22 protein-coding genes are annotated in these 19,677 nt (G+C 50.3%); 3 read left to right on the top strand and 19 right to left on the bottom strand.

Going from position 1 to position 19,677, the window contains the following annotated elements:
- Positions 1 to 110: 110 nt before the first annotated feature.
- The 9 genes from dnaB to EVJ34_RS12340 all read right to left on the bottom strand — a co-directional run bounded on the left by dnaB (position 111) and on the right by EVJ34_RS12340 (position 7,684).
- Positions 111 to 1,463 (bottom strand): replicative DNA helicase, encoded by a 1,353-nt coding sequence (gene dnaB, locus EVJ34_RS12300; RefSeq protein ID WP_021067865.1) that lies wholly within the window; start codon positions 1,461 to 1,463, stop codon positions 111 to 113.
- Positions 1,464 to 1,481: 18 nt separating this feature from the next.
- On the bottom strand, positions 1,482 to 1,925 hold the full coding sequence (rplI, locus tag EVJ34_RS12305; protein ID WP_021067864.1) for a 50S ribosomal protein L9: 444 nt from the start codon (positions 1,923 to 1,925) through the stop codon (positions 1,482 to 1,484).
- On the bottom strand, positions 1,922 to 3,913 hold the full coding sequence (locus tag EVJ34_RS12310; protein ID WP_131434360.1) for a DHH family phosphoesterase: 1,992 nt from the start codon (positions 3,911 to 3,913) through the stop codon (positions 1,922 to 1,924). The genes rplI and EVJ34_RS12310 overlap by 4 nt, the downstream gene beginning before the upstream one ends.
- 150 nt (positions 3,914 to 4,063) lie before the next feature.
- Positions 4,064 to 4,294: a 30S ribosomal protein S18 gene (rpsR, locus tag EVJ34_RS12315; protein ID WP_015880232.1), complete on the bottom strand. Its 231-nt coding sequence runs from the start codon at positions 4,292 to 4,294 to the stop codon at positions 4,064 to 4,066.
- Positions 4,295 to 4,334: 40 nt separating this feature from the next.
- Positions 4,335 to 4,844, bottom strand: a complete 510-nt coding sequence (gene ssb / locus EVJ34_RS12320; protein ID WP_024371077.1) for a single-stranded DNA-binding protein — start codon at positions 4,842 to 4,844, stop codon at positions 4,335 to 4,337.
- A 37-nt stretch (positions 4,845 to 4,881) separates the two neighbouring features.
- Entirely contained in the window at positions 4,882 to 5,169 is a 288-nt protein-coding gene (gene rpsF / locus EVJ34_RS12325; RefSeq protein ID WP_021067861.1) for a 30S ribosomal protein S6, read from the bottom strand.
- A 130-nt stretch (positions 5,170 to 5,299) separates the two neighbouring features.
- Positions 5,300 to 6,400, bottom strand: coding sequence for a redox-regulated ATPase YchF (ychF, locus tag EVJ34_RS12330; RefSeq protein ID WP_131434358.1), 1,101 nt, complete (start codon positions 6,398 to 6,400; stop codon positions 5,300 to 5,302).
- 152 nt (positions 6,401 to 6,552) lie between these two features.
- Positions 6,553 to 6,756 (bottom strand): DUF951 domain-containing protein, encoded by a 204-nt coding sequence (locus EVJ34_RS12335; RefSeq protein ID WP_131434356.1) that lies wholly within the window; start codon positions 6,754 to 6,756, stop codon positions 6,553 to 6,555.
- Positions 6,746 to 7,684: a mechanosensitive ion channel family protein gene (locus EVJ34_RS12340; RefSeq protein WP_131434354.1), complete on the bottom strand. Its 939-nt coding sequence runs from the start codon at positions 7,682 to 7,684 to the stop codon at positions 6,746 to 6,748. The genes EVJ34_RS12335 and EVJ34_RS12340 overlap by 11 nt, the downstream gene beginning before the upstream one ends.
- 169 nt (positions 7,685 to 7,853) lie before the next feature.
- On the opposite strand from EVJ34_RS12340, the gene yyaC reads away from it, so the two are divergent.
- A complete protein-coding gene (gene yyaC, locus EVJ34_RS12345; protein ID WP_131434353.1) occupies positions 7,854 to 8,480 on the top strand; it encodes a spore protease YyaC in 627 nt (208 codons plus the stop codon).
- Here the strand turns inward: yyaC and EVJ34_RS12350 are convergent.
- From EVJ34_RS12350 to mnmE, 5 genes are all read right to left on the bottom strand, one after another.
- Complete coding sequence (locus tag EVJ34_RS12350; RefSeq protein WP_131485809.1) at positions 8,453 to 9,235, bottom strand: ParB/RepB/Spo0J family partition protein; 783 nt, start codon at positions 9,233 to 9,235, stop codon at positions 8,453 to 8,455. The genes yyaC and EVJ34_RS12350 overlap by 28 nt on opposite strands.
- Positions 9,236 to 9,280: 45 nt before the next feature.
- Positions 9,281 to 10,159, bottom strand: a complete 879-nt coding sequence (gene noc / locus EVJ34_RS12355) for a nucleoid occlusion protein (RefSeq protein WP_131434349.1) — start codon at positions 10,157 to 10,159, stop codon at positions 9,281 to 9,283.
- An 80-nt stretch (positions 10,160 to 10,239) separates the two neighbouring features.
- A complete protein-coding gene (gene rsmG, locus EVJ34_RS12360) occupies positions 10,240 to 10,956 on the bottom strand; it encodes a 16S rRNA (guanine(527)-N(7))-methyltransferase RsmG (protein WP_131434347.1) in 717 nt (238 codons plus the stop codon).
- Positions 10,957 to 10,960: 4 nt separating this feature from the next.
- Positions 10,961 to 12,847 (bottom strand): tRNA uridine-5-carboxymethylaminomethyl(34) synthesis enzyme MnmG, encoded by a 1,887-nt coding sequence (gene mnmG / locus EVJ34_RS12365; protein ID WP_131434344.1) that lies wholly within the window; start codon positions 12,845 to 12,847, stop codon positions 10,961 to 10,963.
- A gap of 15 nt (positions 12,848 to 12,862) precedes the next feature.
- On the bottom strand, positions 12,863 to 14,242 hold the full coding sequence (gene mnmE / locus EVJ34_RS12370; RefSeq protein WP_131485810.1) for a tRNA uridine-5-carboxymethylaminomethyl(34) synthesis GTPase MnmE: 1,380 nt from the start codon (positions 14,240 to 14,242) through the stop codon (positions 12,863 to 12,865).
- 170 nt (positions 14,243 to 14,412) lie between these two features.
- Here mnmE and EVJ34_RS12375 point away from each other — a divergent pair, with 170 nt between their 5' ends.
- Complete coding sequence (locus tag EVJ34_RS12375; RefSeq protein WP_131485811.1) at positions 14,413 to 15,165, top strand: nucleotidyltransferase domain-containing protein; 753 nt, start codon at positions 14,413 to 14,415, stop codon at positions 15,163 to 15,165.
- Between the two features lie 16 nt (positions 15,166 to 15,181).
- Here the strand turns inward: EVJ34_RS12375 and EVJ34_RS12380 are convergent, their stop codons facing one another.
- The 5 genes from EVJ34_RS12380 to EVJ34_RS15950 all read right to left on the bottom strand — a co-directional run bounded on the left by EVJ34_RS12380 (position 15,182) and on the right by EVJ34_RS15950 (position 17,873).
- Complete coding sequence (locus EVJ34_RS12380) at positions 15,182 to 15,724, bottom strand: HdeD family acid-resistance protein (protein WP_131485812.1); 543 nt, start codon at positions 15,722 to 15,724, stop codon at positions 15,182 to 15,184.
- A gap of 121 nt (positions 15,725 to 15,845) precedes the next feature.
- Entirely contained in the window at positions 15,846 to 16,706 is an 861-nt protein-coding gene (yidC, locus tag EVJ34_RS12385) for a membrane protein insertase YidC (RefSeq protein WP_131485813.1), read from the bottom strand.
- 102 nt (positions 16,707 to 16,808) lie between these two features.
- A complete protein-coding gene (gene rnpA / locus EVJ34_RS12390; protein WP_034780297.1) occupies positions 16,809 to 17,162 on the bottom strand; it encodes a ribonuclease P protein component in 354 nt (117 codons plus the stop codon).
- 165 nt (positions 17,163 to 17,327) lie between these two features.
- Complete coding sequence (gene rpmH, locus EVJ34_RS12395) at positions 17,328 to 17,462, bottom strand: 50S ribosomal protein L34 (RefSeq protein ID WP_015880216.1); 135 nt, start codon at positions 17,460 to 17,462, stop codon at positions 17,328 to 17,330.
- Positions 17,463 to 17,738: 276 nt separating this feature from the next.
- On the bottom strand, positions 17,739 to 17,873 hold the full coding sequence (locus EVJ34_RS15950) for a hypothetical protein (protein WP_255417526.1): 135 nt from the start codon (positions 17,871 to 17,873) through the stop codon (positions 17,739 to 17,741).
- A gap of 358 nt (positions 17,874 to 18,231) precedes the next feature.
- Between EVJ34_RS15950 and dnaA the strand changes: the two genes are divergently transcribed.
- On the top strand, positions 18,232 to 19,605 hold the full coding sequence (dnaA, locus tag EVJ34_RS12400) for a chromosomal replication initiator protein DnaA (RefSeq protein WP_131434334.1): 1,374 nt from the start codon (positions 18,232 to 18,234) through the stop codon (positions 19,603 to 19,605).
- The last annotated feature ends 72 nt before the right edge of the window (positions 19,606 to 19,677 follow it).

Consider the following 19,677-nt stretch of genomic DNA (forward strand, 5'->3'; position numbering starts at 1 on the left):
GTCATTTTTCATTCAATGATTGGATTCTTCAAAATTTGAGTACGTTTAGGTCTAAAGACCGACAAAAAAGACGACGTCTCATGACGTCGCCTTTAGCGGAATGACTCGCCCTACATCGGCGGCGCAAAAGCTTGCGTCTCCATGTTGACGAATTTATTGTATTCTTTTCGGAACGAGAGTTTGACCGTCCCCGTCGGACCGTTACGCTGTTTGGCGATGATGATCTCGATCGTGTTGGCGTCTTCACTCTCTTTGTCGTAATAGTCATCCCGGTACAAGAACGCGACGATATCGGCATCTTGCTCGATCGCCCCGGATTCCCGGATATCTGACATCATCGGACGCTTGTCTTGACGGCTCTCAACACCACGTGAAAGCTGCGACAAAGCGATGACCGGTACTTGGAGCTCACGCGCGATCGCTTTGAGCGTCCGCGAGATCTCTGAGACTTCTTGTTGCCGGTTCTCGCCTGGCTTACCGTTCCCGACGATGAGCTGCAAGTAGTCAATCATGATCATGCCGAGGCCATGCTCTTGTTTCAAGCGGCGGCACTTGGCCCGGATCTCGTTGACGCGAAGACCCGGTGTATCATCGATATAAATACCGGCTTGCGACAGCGATGACATGGCGAGCGAGAGCCGACCCCAGTCCTCGGCCTCGAGCCGTCCCGTCCGCAAGCGCTGGGCGTCGATATTGCCTTCCGCACAGAGCATCCGCATGACGAGTTGCTCGGCACCCATCTCCAAACTGAAGATGGCGACGTTCTCACCGGTACGGACGGCCACGTTTTGCGAGATGTTCAAGGCGAAGGCAGTCTTCCCGACGGAAGGACGGGCCGCGACGATGATGAGGTCGTTACGTTGGAAACCGGCCGTCATCTTGTCGAGATCGCTGAACCCGGTCGCGATACCGGTGATCTCCCCGCTCGATTGGTGCAGTTTTTCAATCGTCGAGTAGGCGTCCGATAAGACCGAGCCAATCGGATGGAAGCTCGACTGCCCTTTGCGTTGCGAAACTTTTAAAATATTCCGCTCGGCGTCTGACAGGACGGCATCGACCTCGTCTTGGCGTTCATAGCCGTCCGAGACGATATTCGTCGCGGTCCGAATCAAGCGGCGGAGCGCCGCCTTTTGATCGACGACGTTCAAATAATACCCGATGTTCCCGATGGCCGGAACCGCTTCGGCGATCTCCGCCAAGTAGTTCAATCCACCGATTTCATCGAGAATGCCTTGAGCTTGAAGTTCCGAACTGAGCGTGACCAAATCGACAAGTTCGCCGCGGTCGTTAATCTTCAGCATCGCCTCAAAGATCCGTTGATGGCTGACACGATAAAAGTCGTCCGGGTCGACCCGCTCCGAGGCCGTGATCAGCCGATCGGAATCGAGAATGACGGCCCCAAGGACAGCTTGTTCCGCTTCGACGCTATGTGGCGGGGTGTTGACTTGAATCGCATCACTCATACGTTGTCTACCTCACCTTCACGCTTCTTGAACATGAACGTTTAACGAAGCCGTGACGTCATGATGCAACTTCACCGGCACTTTCGTGAACCCAAGCGCTTTGATTGGGTGCTCAAGCTCGATTTTACGCTTGTCGATCTTGTAGCCCATCCCTTTCAACGCTTCACCGATTTGCTTGCTCGTGACCGATCCGAAGACGCGACCGCCCTCACCTGACTTCGTCTTGACGACGATCGTCTCTTTTTCAAGCTTGTCTTTCAACTGCTGGGCTTGCTTCAATTCCTCTTCGGCCGCTTCTTCAGCACGTCGTTCTTTCGCGGCGAACGCCTTCAAGTTACCTGGTGTCGCTTCGACCGCCAAGTTCTTTTTGAAGAGTACGTTCTTCGCATAAGCGTCCGCGACGTCCTTGACGTCACCCGCCTTACCTTGACCTTTTACATCTACTTTTAAAATGACTTTCATTCAGAATCCTCTCCCTCTGTTTCATCTGTCATATAATGATCAATCGCTTCTTGTAACAACGTTTTCGCCTGTTCCCGGCTCACGTTCAATTGCGTCGCCGCGTTCGTCAAATGACCGCCCCCGTCCAGCATCTCCATGATGACTTGGACGTTGACATCGCCGAGCGAACGCGCACTGATTCCGGTCCGACCGTCTGGCAAGACGGCGATGACGAACGACGCTTTGACACCCTCCATGTTGAGGAGTTGATCGGCCGATTGGGCGATCAATACTTGATGATGCGCCTCGTCGTCTGAGGCGACGGCAATCGCCATACCTCCGGAATAGATGTCCGTATTTTCGAGAATATGGGACTGCTCGATATACGAATCGAGGTCTTGGCGCATGAAGTGCTGAACGAGCACGGTGTCGGCCCCTTGAATCCGGAGGAAAGAAGCAGCATCAAACGTCCGCGACCCTGTCCGTAAAGTAAATCCTTTCGTGTCGACCACCATACCAGCGAGGAGTGACGTCGCCTCTAAAATCGATAGCTTGCGCGTACCAGCCTGATACTCAATCAACTCCGTCACGAGTTCGCACGTCGAGGACGCGTACGGTTCCATGTAGACGAGGACCGGGTCTTCGATGAACTCTTCACCGCGGCGATGGTGGTCGATGACGACGACCCGTTCCGCACGGTCTAAAATATCCCGCGAGATGACGAGGGACGGCCGGTGTGTATCGACGACGACGAGGAGCGTCTGTTCGTCGATGAGCGGTTGGGCCTCGAACTCGGTCAAGAAGCGGCTATATAGCTCTTCGTCGTTCTCGACTTCATGGACGAGCCGCTGAATTCCCACGCTCGTCTCACCGGCGGGGATGACGACATACGCCTCGCGTCCGACAAATTCGGCCAGTTTCATGATTCCAATCGAGGCTCCAAGTGAGTCCATATCCGGATTTTTATGCCCCATGATCAGGACACGGCTCGACTCACGAATCAAATCGCGCATCGAGTTCGAGATGACGCGGGCCCGAACCCGAGTCCGTTTCTCGGTCGGGTTCGTCTTACCGCCGAAAAAGCGAACTTTTCCGTTATGACGTTTGACGACGACTTGGTCCCCGCCGCGACCGAGCCCTAAATCGAGGCTCGATTGCGATAAATTCCCAAGTTCCGTCAACGTCGTTTCTCCACAACCGATGCCGATGGAGAGTGTAAGTGGAATTTTATGTTCTTTCGTCGCCTCGCGGACCTCATCGAGAATCGAGAAGCGATTGTTCTCAAGTTCAGAGAGCGTCCGTTCGTTCATGACGAGGAAGAAACGGTCGGCTGCCGTTCGGCGCATATAAACGTAGTATTTTTGAGCCCACTGGTTCAATAGGACGGTCACCCGTCGATTGATTTCACTCCGCACCTGTTCATCGACGGCGGTCGACATCTCATCGTAGTTATCTAAGTATAAAACCCCGATCACCGTCTGTGTTTCCGAGTATTTTTGTTCAATCTCTGCTTCATCCGTCATATCGAACAAGTAAAGGGTTTGATATTCCTTGTTATAGAGGACTCGATAGACGCGGTCCCCGACTTCGATGGTCGCTTCATCCTCTTCTTCCTCAATCAACTCGGTGAACGCCGAGTGAATCGAGTCGATCGAGATCCCAAGTTCCATCTCGAGCTCGAAGATGAGCCGAGACTGTTCATTGAACCAGCTGATGCGACGCGCTTCGTCGAAGACGAGAATCCCGATCGGCATGCTGGTGAGCGCCTCTTTCCCGACGTCTTCGATTCGATGCGACAAAGAATGGACGTATTGTTCCCATGCCTTACGCTCTCGTCGAATCGTCACTTGCTGATAGATGAAATAAATCAGCGTGCCCACGAACAGGGTGATTGCCGCCACAATGCTGTAGAACGCCAATCCTAACGCGACGAGCAGTCCAATCACATATGGGACGGCGTGACGCGCGTACTGGTTCTTCACTGATGTTATTGCTTCACCACTGTGCATGTGTGCCTCCTAAAATGAGTGGTATTCCACCCATGATGTCTAAATGGTTTCTGCTCTATCATACCATATCCGCCCGTTTCACTTACACTCCAACATCGGCTCAGAAAACAAAAAACGACCTATCCCGAGGGATAAGCCGTGTGTCAAAAATTACTCTGCAACGTATGGAAGCAAAGCCATTTGACGTGAGCGCTTGATAGCGACAGTAAGTGGACGTTGGTATTTCGCTGAAGTACCAGTCACACGACGTGGAAGAATTTTACCACGCTCCGAAACGAAGCGTTTGAGCAATTCTACGTCTTTATAATCGATATGAGTGATGTTGTTCGACGTAAAGAAACATACTTTACGACGACGACGACCTCCTGGACGACGTGCCATGTGAAGACCTCCTTTTTAGTTTAGTTTCGAATCGATGCGATCAAAATGGCAGATCGTCATCCGATAAGTCGATTTTTCCGCCGCCCGAGAACGGATCGGCTTCAAAACCTTTGTTTGAGTTCGAGGACTGAGATGAAGTCGAAGAAGCGGCTGCGCCCCATCCTGACCCACTTGACTCACCACCACCGAAGACATCTCCAGCCGGTGCTGTATCACGTTGCGTTGAAGCACCGCGTGGTTCAAGGAAGCGTACGCTATCGGCTACGACTTCTGCCCGGTAACGACGTTGGCCATCTTGACCTTCGTAACTACTGATTTGAAGGCGACCGTCTACGCCGGCCATGCTGCCTTTTTTCAAATATTGTGCTACGTTCTCTGCTTGTTTGCGCCAAACGACACAATCAATAAAGTCCGCCTCGCGCTTCCCATCTTGTCCAGTGAATGGACGATCGCAAGCGAGAGTGAAGCGAGTTACGGCAATCCCGCTCTGCGTATAACGCATTTCCGGATCACGTGTCAATCGACCAACTAACACAACTCGGTTAATCATCTCAAAGCTCCCCTTTCGCAATATGAAGCGTTAAGAATTAACGCTCGTCTTTAGTTGTCATTTGACGGACAACGTCATCAGAGATCTTCATGAGACGCTCTGTTTCTTGAATCGCTTTAGGCTCAGCAGTGATGTTGAGAAGAACGTAGTGTCCTTCGCGCATCTTGTTGATTTCGTAAGCGAGACGACGTTTACCCATGTCTGTTGTTTTGTCAACAGTACCACCGTTTTCAGTGATGACGTTGTTGAAGCGTTCGATCAAAGCTTTCTTCGCTTCCTCATCAACTGATGGACGGATAATGTAAAGAAGTTCGTATTTACGCATTATCTTTCACCTCCTCTTGGACTAACGGCTCCTACCGGTTGTAGGAGCAAGGAGCAAACAATTGTTTTACTCACGTCATAATATACTATCAAACTTCTGTTCATTTTACAATACGTTTCCGTAAAATGGCTTAAACGTTGAAACGGAACGTGACCACGTCGCCATCTTGGAAGACGTACTCTTTCCCTTCCGAGCGAAGCTTCCCTTGTTCTTTGACGGCCGTCATGTTGCCGGCAGCAGACAAATCTTCATACGCGACGACTTCGGCACGGATGAATCCACGTTCGAAGTCAGAGTGAATGACGCCCGCACATTGTGGAGCTTTCATGCCTTGCTTGAACGTCCAAGCACGTACTTCTTTCTCGCCCGCCGTGAAGTATGTCGCGAGACCGAGCGTCGAGTAAGCGGCACGGATCAATTGATCGAGTCCAGACTCCTCGATGCCGAGATCTTGCAAGAACTCAAGGCGTTCTTCTGGTTCAAGCTCCGAGATTTCCTCTTCGATACGGGCACAGATGACAATCACTTTCGCCCCTTCTGTCGCCGCGTGTTCACGAACCGCTTGGACGTATGGGTTTTGATCGGCATCCGCCACTTCGTCTTCGCTGACGTTCGCGACGTAAAGCATCGGCTTCATCGTGAGCAACTGGAAGTGTTTGACGATGGCGAGTTGGTCTTCTGTCAATTCAGCGACACGGGCCGGACGCTCCGATTCAAGAATCGCTTGAACGATTTCGAGCGCCTCAAGTTCTTGGGCCGCCCCTTTATCTTTCGATTTGACCATTTTTTGGACACGCGTGATGCGTTTCTCGACCAATTCGAGGTCAGCCAAAATCAACTCGAGGTTAATTGTCGTGATGTCATCGATTGGTGAGACTTTACCTGCCACGTGCGTGATGTTGTCATCTTCAAAGCAACGGACGACTTGGCAAATTGCATCGACTTCGCGGATGTTGGCCAAGAACTTGTTTCCGAGTCCTTCTCCTTTTGACGCGCCTTTCACGATTCCGGCGATATCTGTAAATTCAAAAGCGGTCGGTACGGTTTTCTTCGGTTTGACGAGTTCCGTCAATCGGTCAAGACGCGCATCCGGTACTTCAACGACCCCAACGTTCGGGTCGATCGTGGCGAACGGATAGTTGGCTGCTTCTACACCGGCTTGCGTGATGGCGTTAAATAATGTCGATTTCCCGACGTTCGGTAATCCGACGATTCCTGCTGTTAATCCCACTTGTATTTCCTCCTCATCCGGCTTTCCCGGGAAATGTTGATCCGTCTGTGGAGTGGGTACGTTCAGTACACCACACCGTCACATCCTTCACAATTATAGTTAGTCCTCGATTAAACCGCAACTCACGGTTGTAACATAGAGAAGAACGCCACTTAGTCAGCGGCGTTCTCTTGTGGAAGCACTTTTTTCAATCGCTTATCGAAGTCTCGGCGTGGCATGAGTACGCTTGCCCCGCAGCCTTGACACTTGATGCGAATATCCATCCCGACCCGAGTCACCTGCCAACGGTTCGTCTGACACGCATGCGGTTTCTTCATTTCTACAAAATCGTTTAATTCATACGATTTAGCCTGCATTTTCGGGCGCTCCTTTAGTCGATGTAGTTGGCGGCATCATGACGGTCCGCGGATACGGAATCTCGATTCCGCGCTCATCCAATCCGGCCTTCAACTCTTTATGCAAAATTCTCCCGGCCGCGAAATGTTGCGTCGGTGGAACTTCAGCCATAAGACGATAAACGACTTCTGATGGTCCGAGCGACTGGACGCCGGCGAGCGTGATCGGCTCGATGAACAAATCGTGATACTTCTCTTCGACCGTCTTCGCAATCTCTTTCAACGCCTTCTCGACTTTGCCCATATCTTCTTCATAGGCGACACCGATGTCGACGACCGCGACGCTATTCTCGAGCGAGTAGTTCGTCACTTGCATGATCTGTCCGTTCGGGATGATCGTCACTTGTCCGTTCAACCCTTTCAACTTCGTCGTCCGAATCCCGACTTCGATGACGGTCCCGTCGACTTGTTGATTCAAATTGACGTAATCCCCGTTTTTGTACTGATTCTCAAAAATGATGAAGGCGCCCGTAATGACGTCTTTCACCAAGTTCTGTGCCCCGAACGAGATGGCGAGACCAGCAACCCCGGCCGATGCGATCAACCCGGCGATATTGACACCGAACTGACCGAGCACCGTCAAAATCATAATCAGGCCAAGCACGTAACGAATCGTGTTTTGAGCCAGTTTCGACAACGTCTCATTTTGACGTTGGGCGACGATATTATCTTCTTTGATTTTACGTAATGCGAACACGCGCTGGACCATCGATGTCAAAATGCGTGACGCCACATAAAGCGCCAAGATGATGAGTGCGACACCCGTCAATTTAATGCCAAGGCCGATCCACATCTCCGTGTCTTGGAAATAGGCGACGAACCGATTGACGTTATCAATCGTCTCGTCTGCCACCGTACTTAAGTCTGTATCTGTATTTTGTGAAGCCATGTTGTCACCTCTAAAGTTATAGATTCTCACTCATCAAACCATAATTGACGACTTTTCTCAAACGCTACATCCCGACGTTATAAGTTTTGATGTTCCGGGAATGGGATAATACGATGTCATTCCGCAATTGCAACTAGACGCAGACAGCTTAGAAGAGAGGATGAGATTCATGCCGTTTCGCCTAAAACCTCATAAACCATACTCTTTCTTCATCGAACATACCGAACGGAGTGGATCCAAGCTCTTTGCCGATCAACTGCACGACCAGTTGGCAAAAGAGACGCATCGTCCGATTGTCCTCGTTTGTATCGGCTCCGACCGTTCAACCGGTGATTCCCTCGGACCGCTTGTCGGAACGTTCCTCGAAGAACGGTCCGTTCGCAATATCCATGTTTACGGCACACTGACGAAACCGGTCCATGCCCTGAACCTCGTCGAGACGCTCCACGAGGTGCAGACACGCTTCCACCGTCCCCTCATCATCGCGATCGACGCCTGTCTGGGCCGATTGTCGAGTGTCGGGTATATTTTCTTTTCGGAAGGACCGCTCGCTCCCGGCGCCGGTGTCCAAAAAGAACTCCCTTCGGTCGGTGAGTACAATATTAAAGCTGTCGTCAATGTGAGCGGCTTCATGGAAATGATGATTTTGCAAAACACGCGCTTACATCTCGTCTATGAGTTGGCCCGTTTCATCACCGATGGCTTCGCCGAATTCGACTCACGAATCGGACGGCTCCCTCAAGAAGAAGCGGCCATTACTCGGCTACGTCAATCCCGCGACGAATCGAAATCTTGAGGCGATAAAAGTGTCAACAGATGCTCCAAATCATCTTGTGAGAAATACTTCAGTTCAAGCACGCCCCCTTTTCGACGCGGGCGAATCGACACATCCATTTGAAGACGTTCCGCTAGTACCGCCTCGACGGCTTCCACGTCGGCGTCCGAGCGCTTGAGCGTCTTTTTTTCGATGCGTTCTTTTTGTAAGTAGCGCTCGAGCCGTCGAACCGTCCACTGCTCGGTGATGACGCGACGAGCGATCTGTTCCATGGCTTGAGCCGATTTCATGCCTGTAATGGCACGTGCGTGTCCCATCGTCAATTCGCCGATCATGACCGCATGTTGGACCGCACTCGGCAACCGGAGCAGTCTGAGACTGTTCGTCACGTGGCTCCGACTTTTCCCAACGCGTTCGGCAAGGTGTTGCTGCGTCAACCCGAGCGTTTGCATCAACTGCTCGTAGGCAAGCGCCTCTTCAATCGCATTCAAGTCGGCTCGTTGAATGTTCTCAATCAAGGCCAGTTCCATGACGCGGTCCGAGTCGGCTGTCACGATCAGCGCCGGGATGTCCGCTTTGCCGGCTAACTTCGCAGCTTGAAATCGGCGTTCCCCGGCAATGATCTCATAAAATCCGCTCGCTTTACGGACGACGATTGGTTGCAACACACCGTAACGCTCAATCGACTGTCTGAGTTCGTCTAACTTTTCCGGCTCAAACTGTTTGCGGGGTTGGTTCGGGTTCGGGCGAATATGATTGATTGGTAACCGTTCCATCCTGATTCCTCCATTCCATCTAATTGCTACAAAAAAAGCACGGGCTCACTTTTGTGGCCGTGCTTTCGGGATTCGAATCCGAATTTCAACAAATTCATCCTCTTCGACTTCCTCGGTTTGGACTTCGATGCCGGTTTTACCGATCAAGCTGACCGAGTCACGGATGGTGTTGATAGCGATTCGCGTATCTCTAGCAAAACTTTTCGTCCGACGGCGCTGTTTTTTCGGTTTCCGTTTCTCTTCTTCAATCGGTGTCGTCAAAAATTCGACGCGTTCCTCCGTCTCTTTGACGTTGAAGTCTTGCTCTAAAATCTCCATGAGCACTTGGATTTGAAGGCCGGACTCTTTGAGCGGTAAAAGCGCCCGGGCATGACGTTCATTGATTTGGCGGTCACGCAAACATTGCTTCACGTCTTCTGGTAGTTTCAACAGACGCAATTTATTGGCGATTGTCGACTGACTCTTTCCGAGACTCTTCGCAAGTGCGGCTTGTGTCAGCCCGTTCATCGCGAGCAGACGGTCATACGCTTCCGCTTCCTCGATTGGACTGAGCTGTTCCCGTTGCAAGTTTTCAATCAATGCCAAAGCAGCTGTCGTATCGTCATCCATATCACGGACGATGGCCGGAATGACAGACCAACCGAGCGACTTGACGGCACGGAAGCGACGCTCTCCAGCGATAATCTCGTAGCGCTCCCCGTCCGCCTTGCGAACGACGATCGGCTGCAACAGACCGTGCTCGTCAATCGTGACGGCCAATTCTTCAATCTTAGCCGGCTCGAATACTTTACGCGGTTGATAACGGTTCGGTAGAAGCAACGATAAGGCGATTTCTTGGACAGCGTCATTCGGTTTGACTTCTGCCAGTTCCGTGACGGCTACTTCCGGACGACTTCCGAACAGTTTAGCAAATGTTTTCTTCAACGTCGGCACCCCTCTATGTAAAAAAATAAGCAGATTCCACTACCGGAATCTGCTTTTAGTTTCACGTGAAACACTATTGCTCAGATTAGCGGCTCTTTCGCCGGGGTCCCCGCTTTACGAGGATATTTCCCAGGCGTTTTTCGTAATTTATCTACAATTACGATATTACGCTCACTCATCTCTCCTGGCAATAGGAACTGGTGTGTCGTTTTTACTTTCCCACCGAGCACGGCCAAAGCATTTTTCGCATCGACGAGTTCATCCGAAACTTTCGCCGCCTTGAGCGCTACGAACGTTCCTCCAACTTTTGTGAGCGGTAAACAGTACTCGGCGAGCACCGTCATCCGGGCAACAGCACGGGCGGTCACAACATCAAACTGCTCCCGAAATTTTTTATTTTTCCCGAACTCTTCAGCCCGACCATGATGGAACGCGACACCGTCTACTCCGAGTGCAAGCGCGAGTTCGTTTAAGAACGTGATGCGCTTGTTCAATGAGTCGATAATCGTCACATGAAGGTGGGGGTATAAAATTTTCAGTGGCAAGCTCGGGAAACCGGCCCCTGCGCCGACATCACATACGGTCTCGACGTTCGAGAAGTCAAAATGGAACGCTGCACTGAGCGAATCATAGAAATGCTTCAAGTATACTTCTTCTTTGTCTGTAATCGCCGTCAAATTCATCTTCTCGTTCCATTCGACGAGCATCTCGAAATAACGCTCGAATTGAGCGAGTTGTTTCTCACTCAATTCGAATCCTTCTGCCTGCAACGCCTCAATAAATTGGGATTGGTTCATCGTTTCACTCCACTGTCGCGTATTGTCCTTGCTCGATATAGACAAGAAGGATCGAGACGTCCGCTGGGTTTACCCCGGAAATACGTGACGCTTGTCCAATCGAGAGCGGACGAACTTGTTTTAGTTTTTGTTTTGCTTCCGTCGCAAGCCCACCGATTGCATCGTAGTCGAGCTTCTCCGGAATCCGTTTTTCTTCCATCCGACGCATCTTCTCGACTTGTTCGAGTTGCTTTGAGATGTATCCTTCGTATTTCACTTGAATCTCGACTTGTTCCGCCACTTCGAACGGTACTTCAATCGGAGCCGGTGCAAAGCGCGTGAGTGTCGCGTACGTCACTTCAGGCCGCTTCAACAAGATGCTGGCATGGGTTGCTTCCTTGAGCGGGTTCGCGCCGACTTCTTCGAGCACCGCGTTCACTTCTGCTGACGGTTTGATGACGAGTCCATTGAGACGCTTCACTTCTGCCGCGATGGCAGCTCGTTTGTCTTCAAGGTGGGCATGACGCGCTGGAGACAATAGACCGACCTCATGGCCGATATCGCTCAAGCGAAGATCGGCATTGTCGTGGCGAAGGAGCAACCGATACTCGGCACGTGATGTGAGCAAGCGGTACGGCTCGTTCGTGCCTTTCGTCACGAGGTCGTCAATCAAGACGCCAATATACGCTTGCGAGCGGTCCAAGATGACCGGCTCTTTGCCGAGCACTTGGCATGCGGCGTTGATTCCGGCCATGATGCCTTGTCCAGCCGCTTCTTCGTAGCCGCTCGTCCCGTTGATTTGACCTGCTGTGAACAGTCCACCGACCGTCTTTGTCTCAAGCGTCGGCCAAAGTTGTGTCGGCACGACCGCATCATATTCAATCGCGTATCCAGGGCGCATCATCTCTGAGTTCTCAAGTCCCGGGATCGTCCGGAGCATTTGATGTTGGACGTCTTCCGGCATGCTCGTCGAGAAGCCTTGAACGTAAATTTCTTCCGTGTCGCGGCCTTCCGGCTCGAGGAAGATTTGGTGCCGTGGTTTGTCGTTGAATCGAACGACTTTATCTTCGATTGATGGACAATAACGTGGGCCCGTCCCTTTGATCGCACCTGAGTACATCGGCGAACGGTGTAAGTTCTCGTCAATCAACTGGTGTGTCCGTTCGCTCGTATACGTGAGCCAACATGGAATCTGTTCGATCGGATCGAGATCTGTCGATGTGTACGAGAAGAGCGACGGATTGTCGTCCCCTGGTTGAATCTCTGTCTTCGAGTAATCGATCGTCTTGCCGTCGATGCGTGGCGGTGTCCCTGTTTTGAAACGAACGAGTTCGAGCCCGAGCTCTTCTAAATGCTTCGATAATTCGACCGAAGGCATCTGGTTGTTCGGACCGCTCTCATACGACAATTCGCCGATGATGATTTGACCGCGCATAAACGTCCCCGTCGTTACGATGACCGCCTTCGAGCGGTACTCCGACCCGGTATTCGTGACGACGCCGGCGACTTTCCCATCTTCGATGAGGAGTCGTTCGACGAGTGCTTGACGAAGCAACAAGTTCGGTTCGTCTTCAAGCACTTTCTTCATATGATTTTGATATTGGAATTTGTCCGCTTGCGCCCGCAATGCGCGAACCGCTGGACCTTTCGATGTGTTGAGCATCTTCATCTGGATGTACGTCGCATCAATCGCCTTCGCCATCTCGCCGCCAAGGGCATCGATTTCGCGAACGACGATCCCTTTTGCGGGACCACCGATTGACGGGTTGCAGTACATGAATCCGACCATGTCCGGATTCATCGTGAGCATCGCCGTTTTCGCGCCCATGCGCGCCGACGCGAGCGCCGCCTCGATCCCTGCATGACCGGCTCCGATGACGATGACATCAAACTCTCCTGCCGTGTAAGCCATAGTTGTTCCTCCTTATTATTTCCCAAGACAAAACTGTGAAAAAAGTTGATCAATCAAACTTTCTTGAACGGTATCCCCATTGATTTCGCCAAGCGTATCCCACGCCCGTCGTAAATCGATTTGGACCATATCGATTGGCATGTTCATGACGGCACTTCCGAGTGCCTCATCGATTTGGTCGATCGTCCGTTTGATGAGTTGAATGTGTCGTGCATTCGAGATATATGTCATATCCTGTGATTCGACGCCTTTGGCGAAGAACAAGTTCGAGATCGCCTTCTCCAATGCGTCGATGCCCTCTTCTAATAAGAGGGACGTCGCCACGATCGGGCGACCCGCCGCTAGTTTCTCCAGCTTAGAAGAATCCATATTTTGTGGCAAGTCCGTCTTATTGATAATGATGATGGCATTCATTCCAGCAATCGCCTCAAACAGCGCCTCATCTTCGACGGTCAGTCCTTCGTGCCCGTTCAAGACGAGCAAAATCAAATCTGCGCCCTCGAGCGCCTTGCGCGACTTCTCGACACCGATCCGCTCGACGATATCTTCTGTCTCCCGAATCCCGGCCGTATCGATCAATTTGAGCGGAACGCCTTTGACGTTCACATACTCTTCAATCGTATCACGTGTCGTACCGGCAATTTCCGTGACAATCGCTTTCGTCTCTTGAACGAGTGTGTTCATGAGCGATGACTTCCCGACGTTCGGGCGACCGATAATCGCTGTCGCGAGCCCTTCGCGTAAAATCTTCCCTTGTCGCGCCGTCTCGAGCAGTTGCTCAAGGACACGTTTCACTTCGCCCGCCTTGTCTTCGACAATAGCTTGGGTCATTTCTTCAGCGTCGTATTCCGGATAGTCGATATTGACCTCGACCGCCGCAATCGTCTCAAGCAACAGTTGGCGCAAGTCGCGGACGAGCCGTGACAAACGTCCTTCCATCTGTGACATGGCGACGTTCATGGCCCGATCCGTTTTGGCACGAATCAAATCCATGACGGCCTCTGCTTGCGATAAATCGATGCGTCCATTCAAAAAGGCGCGTTTCGTGAACTCGCCAGGTTCTGCCAAGCGGATGTCTGGTTGTTCAAGAATCAGTTCGAGGACACGATTGACCGCGACGATTCCTCCGTGGCAATTGATTTCGACGACGTCTTCTCGCGTGAACGTCTTCGGTGCGCGCATGATGCTCACCATGACTTCATCGACGACCTCGTCCGTGCCAGGACGTTTCAATTTTCCGTAATGGATCGTGTGTGACTCCACTTCCGTCAAATCTTTTCCAGAAAACACACGGGCCACCGTCTCGACGGCGCGGTCACCGGACAAGCGGACGATTCCGATTGCCCCTTCACCCATCGGCGTCGAAATCGCCGTAATCGTGTCAAACTCTAGCATCATCTTTCCCTCCCATACTTCTTACTACTTCCTTTATCTTATGCATAACGCACCTACTATACACGATATTTGTCTCGAACGAAAGAGTCCGACCTCTCGAGAGATGCTTGCATTTCAGGGAATTACTTTAGTACAATAAAGGAATATATTTCCATGGAGGACGTGATGAAATGCGACAGCAAGATGCCATCGCCACATTGACCGACAGCCTCATCTCCGATGCGGACGTGCAGGCCATTTTCTTGAAAGGATCGTTCGGACGTGGTGAAGCGGACGAACATTCCGATGTCGACTTGTACGTTATGGTCGCCCCTGACAGCCTGAATGAGTTCTTGTCGCGCCGCCGCGACCATCTGGCCACATATCGCCCGTTGCTGCTCGAGGACGAAATCGATATCGTGGCTCCCCAACTGATCGTCGTCTACGATGATTTCTTGCATCTCGACTTCTTCACGGTGACGGCGGATACGTTGAACCATCAAGACACAATCACGGTGCTGTATGATCCGGAACACCGACTAAGGCAGCATCCGAGTTCGCTCGCTTTGTCGGATGAGGACTTAAGTGGACACGTATTCGATGCGATTTGGTTCTTTTTCCAATATACGAAAGCCCGTGACCGCGGCAATGACATTTGGGCCGTCGAGATGCTCCGGCAAGGGATGAGTCATTTCGCTTACGCGCTCGCCGCTCATCATGAAGCTGAACGGGCCGCACTCGGATTGAAGGACGTCGCCGCCAGACAGCGGATTGAACTCCGGAGTTTTTATGAAGCGTTGACACCCGACCATCATGCCACGGCCGCGCGTTGGTATGTCGCTCGCCTCGAAGCCGAACGTCCTTTTTTTGAGACGACCGATGCGTTCGAACAAATCGGCCCCTTTTTCGACAGTCTCATGGCACGCGAAAAAAGCCGCTCCTGATGTGAGCGGCTTTTCGTTATCCTTGCTGACGTCTCGAGGAGCGCAGCGTGAAGTATAGTACCCATTCGATCACTCCGACGACGATGAGAAAACCACCGAACAGTTGGAACAAGACGAGCAGGCTTTCGAACGGGTTCGCCAACATGAGGAGCCCGATTCCGATCCATAGTAGACTGCTCAGCATGAAGTACATCCACCGATTGGCGATGGTCCGGCGAAACCCAACGGCTTGAATCAATCGGATGATACCGCCGAACAAGAACAGCACACCGATAAAAATCGGAAGCAGGCTCGCTAATGTTTCAGCGAAGAAAAAGACGATCAAAGCGATCAATAAATAGATGATTCCCATAAAGAAGCCAGGGGGGAGACCGTCTCGTTTATGACGTAACCCTTGAACGATGGCAACTAAACCGATGATGGCAAAATAAGCAGCGACCAAATAGACGATCGCGTCAAAAAAGAAGCGTGGATACAAGATGATGAGTAAGCCGATGATGACATAAAGCGCCGCCTGAATGAATGTCGACCGTTCTAACCGTTTGACGAGTGTCTCCATATGAAAGACCCCTTTCCCATGTAACGAAATAGACCACTTCTTCCTTTATTCCCGTATTCTGCCTTGATCCATCCGAAACGACAAAAAAAGGCTGTGGATTGGTTATCCACAGCTTTAACAGTTATTTACGTTTTTTCTTTTTCGTCTTCTTCTCTTCTTCTGCGAGTACGGCACGTTCTGCTTCTTTCGCCGCGATTTTCGCTTCAGCTTGAACTTTCATCTTCTCACGCATCGGGAGCATGATTGCCATCGTCACGATGATTGAGATGATGTAACCGACGACCCAGTACATAGAGAGGGCTGCCGGAAGCGTGATCGACATGACGAAGATCATCACAGGGAAGATGTAGAGCATCATTTTCAATTGCGGGTTCTGTTCTTGGCCCGCCATTGAGATTTTTTGTTGTGCATACGTCAAGATCGCCGCGAGAATCGGTAAGATAAACGTTGGATCTGGCGCCCCGAGGTCGAACCAGAGGAACTGCGCTTCAAAGATTTCAGGTGTCCGACGAATCGCATCGTAGAACGCGAAGAGGATCGGCATTTGAATCAAGATTGGCAAGCAGCCCGCGAGCGGGTTGATTTGATACTCTTGATACATTTTCATCATTTCTTCTTGCAGTTTACGTTGTGTCTCTTGGTCTTTCGAGCTGTATTTCTCACGCAACTTGAGCATCTCTGGCTGCAACACTTGCATCGCACCCATGCTCTTCGTTTGCTTGATCATAAGCGGTAAAATCAAGAGGCGGACGATAATCGTCGCAACGATGATCGAGTAACCGTACTGCCACGTCCCACCGATTAAGTAAGCCGCTTCTTTCAACAACCATGCTAGTGGCCAAACAAAGTATTGTGACCAGAAGCCTTCCGTCTCAGCCGTGATCGGCTCTCCTTGGATCGTCGATGGGTCGACACAGCCGGCCATCAACATGATGACGCCGGTCATGACGGCCAACAATCCTAATTTTAGCTTTTTGCTCATAGTTCCTCCTACGCTTTCTTTATTGATTCTTTTGTTTCATCACACGTCTATCGGTCAATCCTAATTAGTTCGCGTTATATATGAAAGAACGAGCTCGGATTGTTACGATCGATCGACTTGTCTCTGCTTCCAAACTTTAGCCCGTTTAAAGACGTGTTTCAAGCTTTCCGTCACTTCATCTTGCGTCAGTGACGTCGCAGGCTTGCGCGCAATGATGACGTAATTGTGCGGCGCCACGTTTGGTTCGAGCAAGCGGAGTGATTCACGCATCAATCGTTTCATCCGGTTTCGTTCCACGGCATTCCCAAGCTTTTTGCTGACCGAAAGTCCGACCCGGAAGTGCGCTTGATCCGCTTTTTGCGTGTAGACAACAAACTGACGATTGGCCACGGAGCGTCCTTCACGAAACACCGCTTGGAACTCTTCATTCTTTTGCAGGCGGTATTCTTTTTTCAAAATTCTCACTCCATCCTTCACTTCAAAAATCGTCAACTAACATCATACCATATCCCATAGATTTCAACGAGAGCGAATCAGTTTTTTCCGTTCGTTTGTGTGACTTCTGTGACGATATAAAAAAATTGCCCAAGGAGAATTCCTCGGGCAATTTCATGATCTGTATTAGACAGTCAAGGCTTTGCGGCCTTTACGACGGCGAGCTGCAAGAATGTTGCGGCCGTTTTTAGTCGCCATGCGTGCACGGAATCCGTGGACTTTCTTACGCTTACGGTTGTTAGGGTTGAAAGTTGGTTTCATTGTTAAAGCACCTCCTCAAGGTTAACGCTCTATTAGCAAGTTATAGTTTCATTTAAGGCAGTCTTTAAGATTATATAAACTGTTGTCTAGAATGTCAATGAGTTTTCGTCAGGTTTTCCGTTAGGGGGAAATCCATCAGGCGGGAAGGGGACAACGCCTCATGATGGCATGATCTAGAAGAAACGGAAGCGATCAGTAACATTGAAAATTAACACTCTGACAGTGACTTTTTTACAAACAGCTGTCTAAAGCCATTTTATCCACATATTCTGATAGTTATCCACACTTATATGTGAATAACTCCTCTTCTTTCAACAATTTTACGATTCCGATTTTTAATTTTTCATTTTCTTCTCTTAAAAAAATATTCTCCCCAATTCCTTCTTCCTCTTTTGTGTATAACTTTCCCACTCTATGTTTCCTTACTTTTAATTATCCACAACATATCCACAGTTTATCCACACTATACACAGCATGTGGATAACTGCCTGTGGATTCTTTTTGTGGTCTGTGGATAAATATCGAAAACCGTTGCCACGTCTATTTTATTTTGATAAACTGAATGTGCACAAACTTGTGGATGAACTTTTAGCAATTCCAAGATATACACAGGCTGTGGATAACTGTTATCCCCAACATTAACACCATGTGGATAACTTTATCCACAGTTTTTGTTCTCTGGGGATAACCCTAGTATCTACTATAGAATAGTGTATGTGTATATCGTGTGAATAAGTTTCGCCAACATGTGAGTAAAGGAGGTCTTTCATTGAAGAATGCTCGCGAGATTTGGAGAAATGTTTTATCTCTGATTGAAGAAGAGGAACGAACACCAAAAGCCAGCTTTGATATGTGGTTGAAATCAACAGAAGGAATTTCGTTGATGGGGACGACGCTCGTCGTGTCCGCACCAGCCAGTTTCATTGTGACTTGGCTCGAACGTCAGTACTTGTCATTGTTACAAGATACGATCGAAGAAGTGACGAACAACAAGCTTGAGATTCATTTTATCGAGGAATCACAAGCACACAAGTATGCACCTGTGGAGGGATCGAAAGAAACGATTGCTGCCACAGAAATGAAAGAACAACCGCTTCCAGTACTGCCGAAAGAGGAAGGGAACCTCGGGCAGTTGAATGACAAGTACATTTTTGAGACGTTTGTCATCGGCTCGGGGAACCGATTTGCTCACGCTGCCTCACTCGCCGTGGCGGAAGCGCCGGCACGCGCCTATAACCCGCTCTTCATTTATGGAGGAGTCGGACTCGGCAAGACGCATTTGATGCATGCGATTGGGCATTACGTGAAAGGGCAAAAGCCTGGTGCGCGAATCGCTTACGTATCTTCAGAAAAGTTCACAAATGAGTTCATCAACTCCATTCGTGACAATAAGACCGAAGAATTCCGCAACCGTTATCGGAACATCGATGTCCTCTTGATTGATGATATTCAGTTTTTGGCGGGTAAAGAACAGACACAGGAAGAATTTTTCCATACGTTCAATGCGCTCCATAACGACCAAAAGCAAATCGTCATCTCGAGTGATCGACCTCCAAAAGAGATCCCGACGCTAGAAGACCGTCTTCGTTCACGATTCGAATGGGGACTGATCACAGACATCACACCACCTGACCTTGAAACACGAATTGCCATCTTGCGTAAGAAGGCGACGGCGGAAGGGCTTGATATCGCAAACGACGTCATGCTATACATTGCTAATCAAATCGACACGAACATTCGTGAACTCGAAGGGGCGTTGACGCGCGTCGTAGCCTACGCAAAACTCGTCGGTCGTCCGATTGATCCGGATGTCGCTGCTGAAGCGTTACACAATATCATGCCGGTCCAAGAAGCGAAGAAGATCGTCATTCGTGACATTCAAGAAATCGTTGGCCGACACTTTAATATTGAAGTCGACGAGCTGAAGGCGAAAAAGCGGACGAAGACGCTCGCATTCCCTCGTCAAATCGCAATGTACTTGTCCCGTGAGATGACGGAGAGCTCACTTCCTAAAATCGGGGAGGAGTTTGGAGGACGCGATCACACGACGGTCATCCACGCCCATGAGAAAATTAGTACGTTACTCAAGCACGATGCAGAGATGCAAGAGACGATTCAAACGTTAAAGAAAGCTTTGTCATAACAGCATCGATTTCGTTGTGGATATCCTGTGGATAAACCCACCTAGTTATCCACAAGTTATTCACAGGCAGAA

It is taken from the genome of Exiguobacterium sp. SL-9 (genome assembly GCF_004336985.1).
Taxonomy (GTDB): Bacteria; Bacillota; Bacilli; order Exiguobacteriales; family Exiguobacteriaceae; genus Exiguobacterium.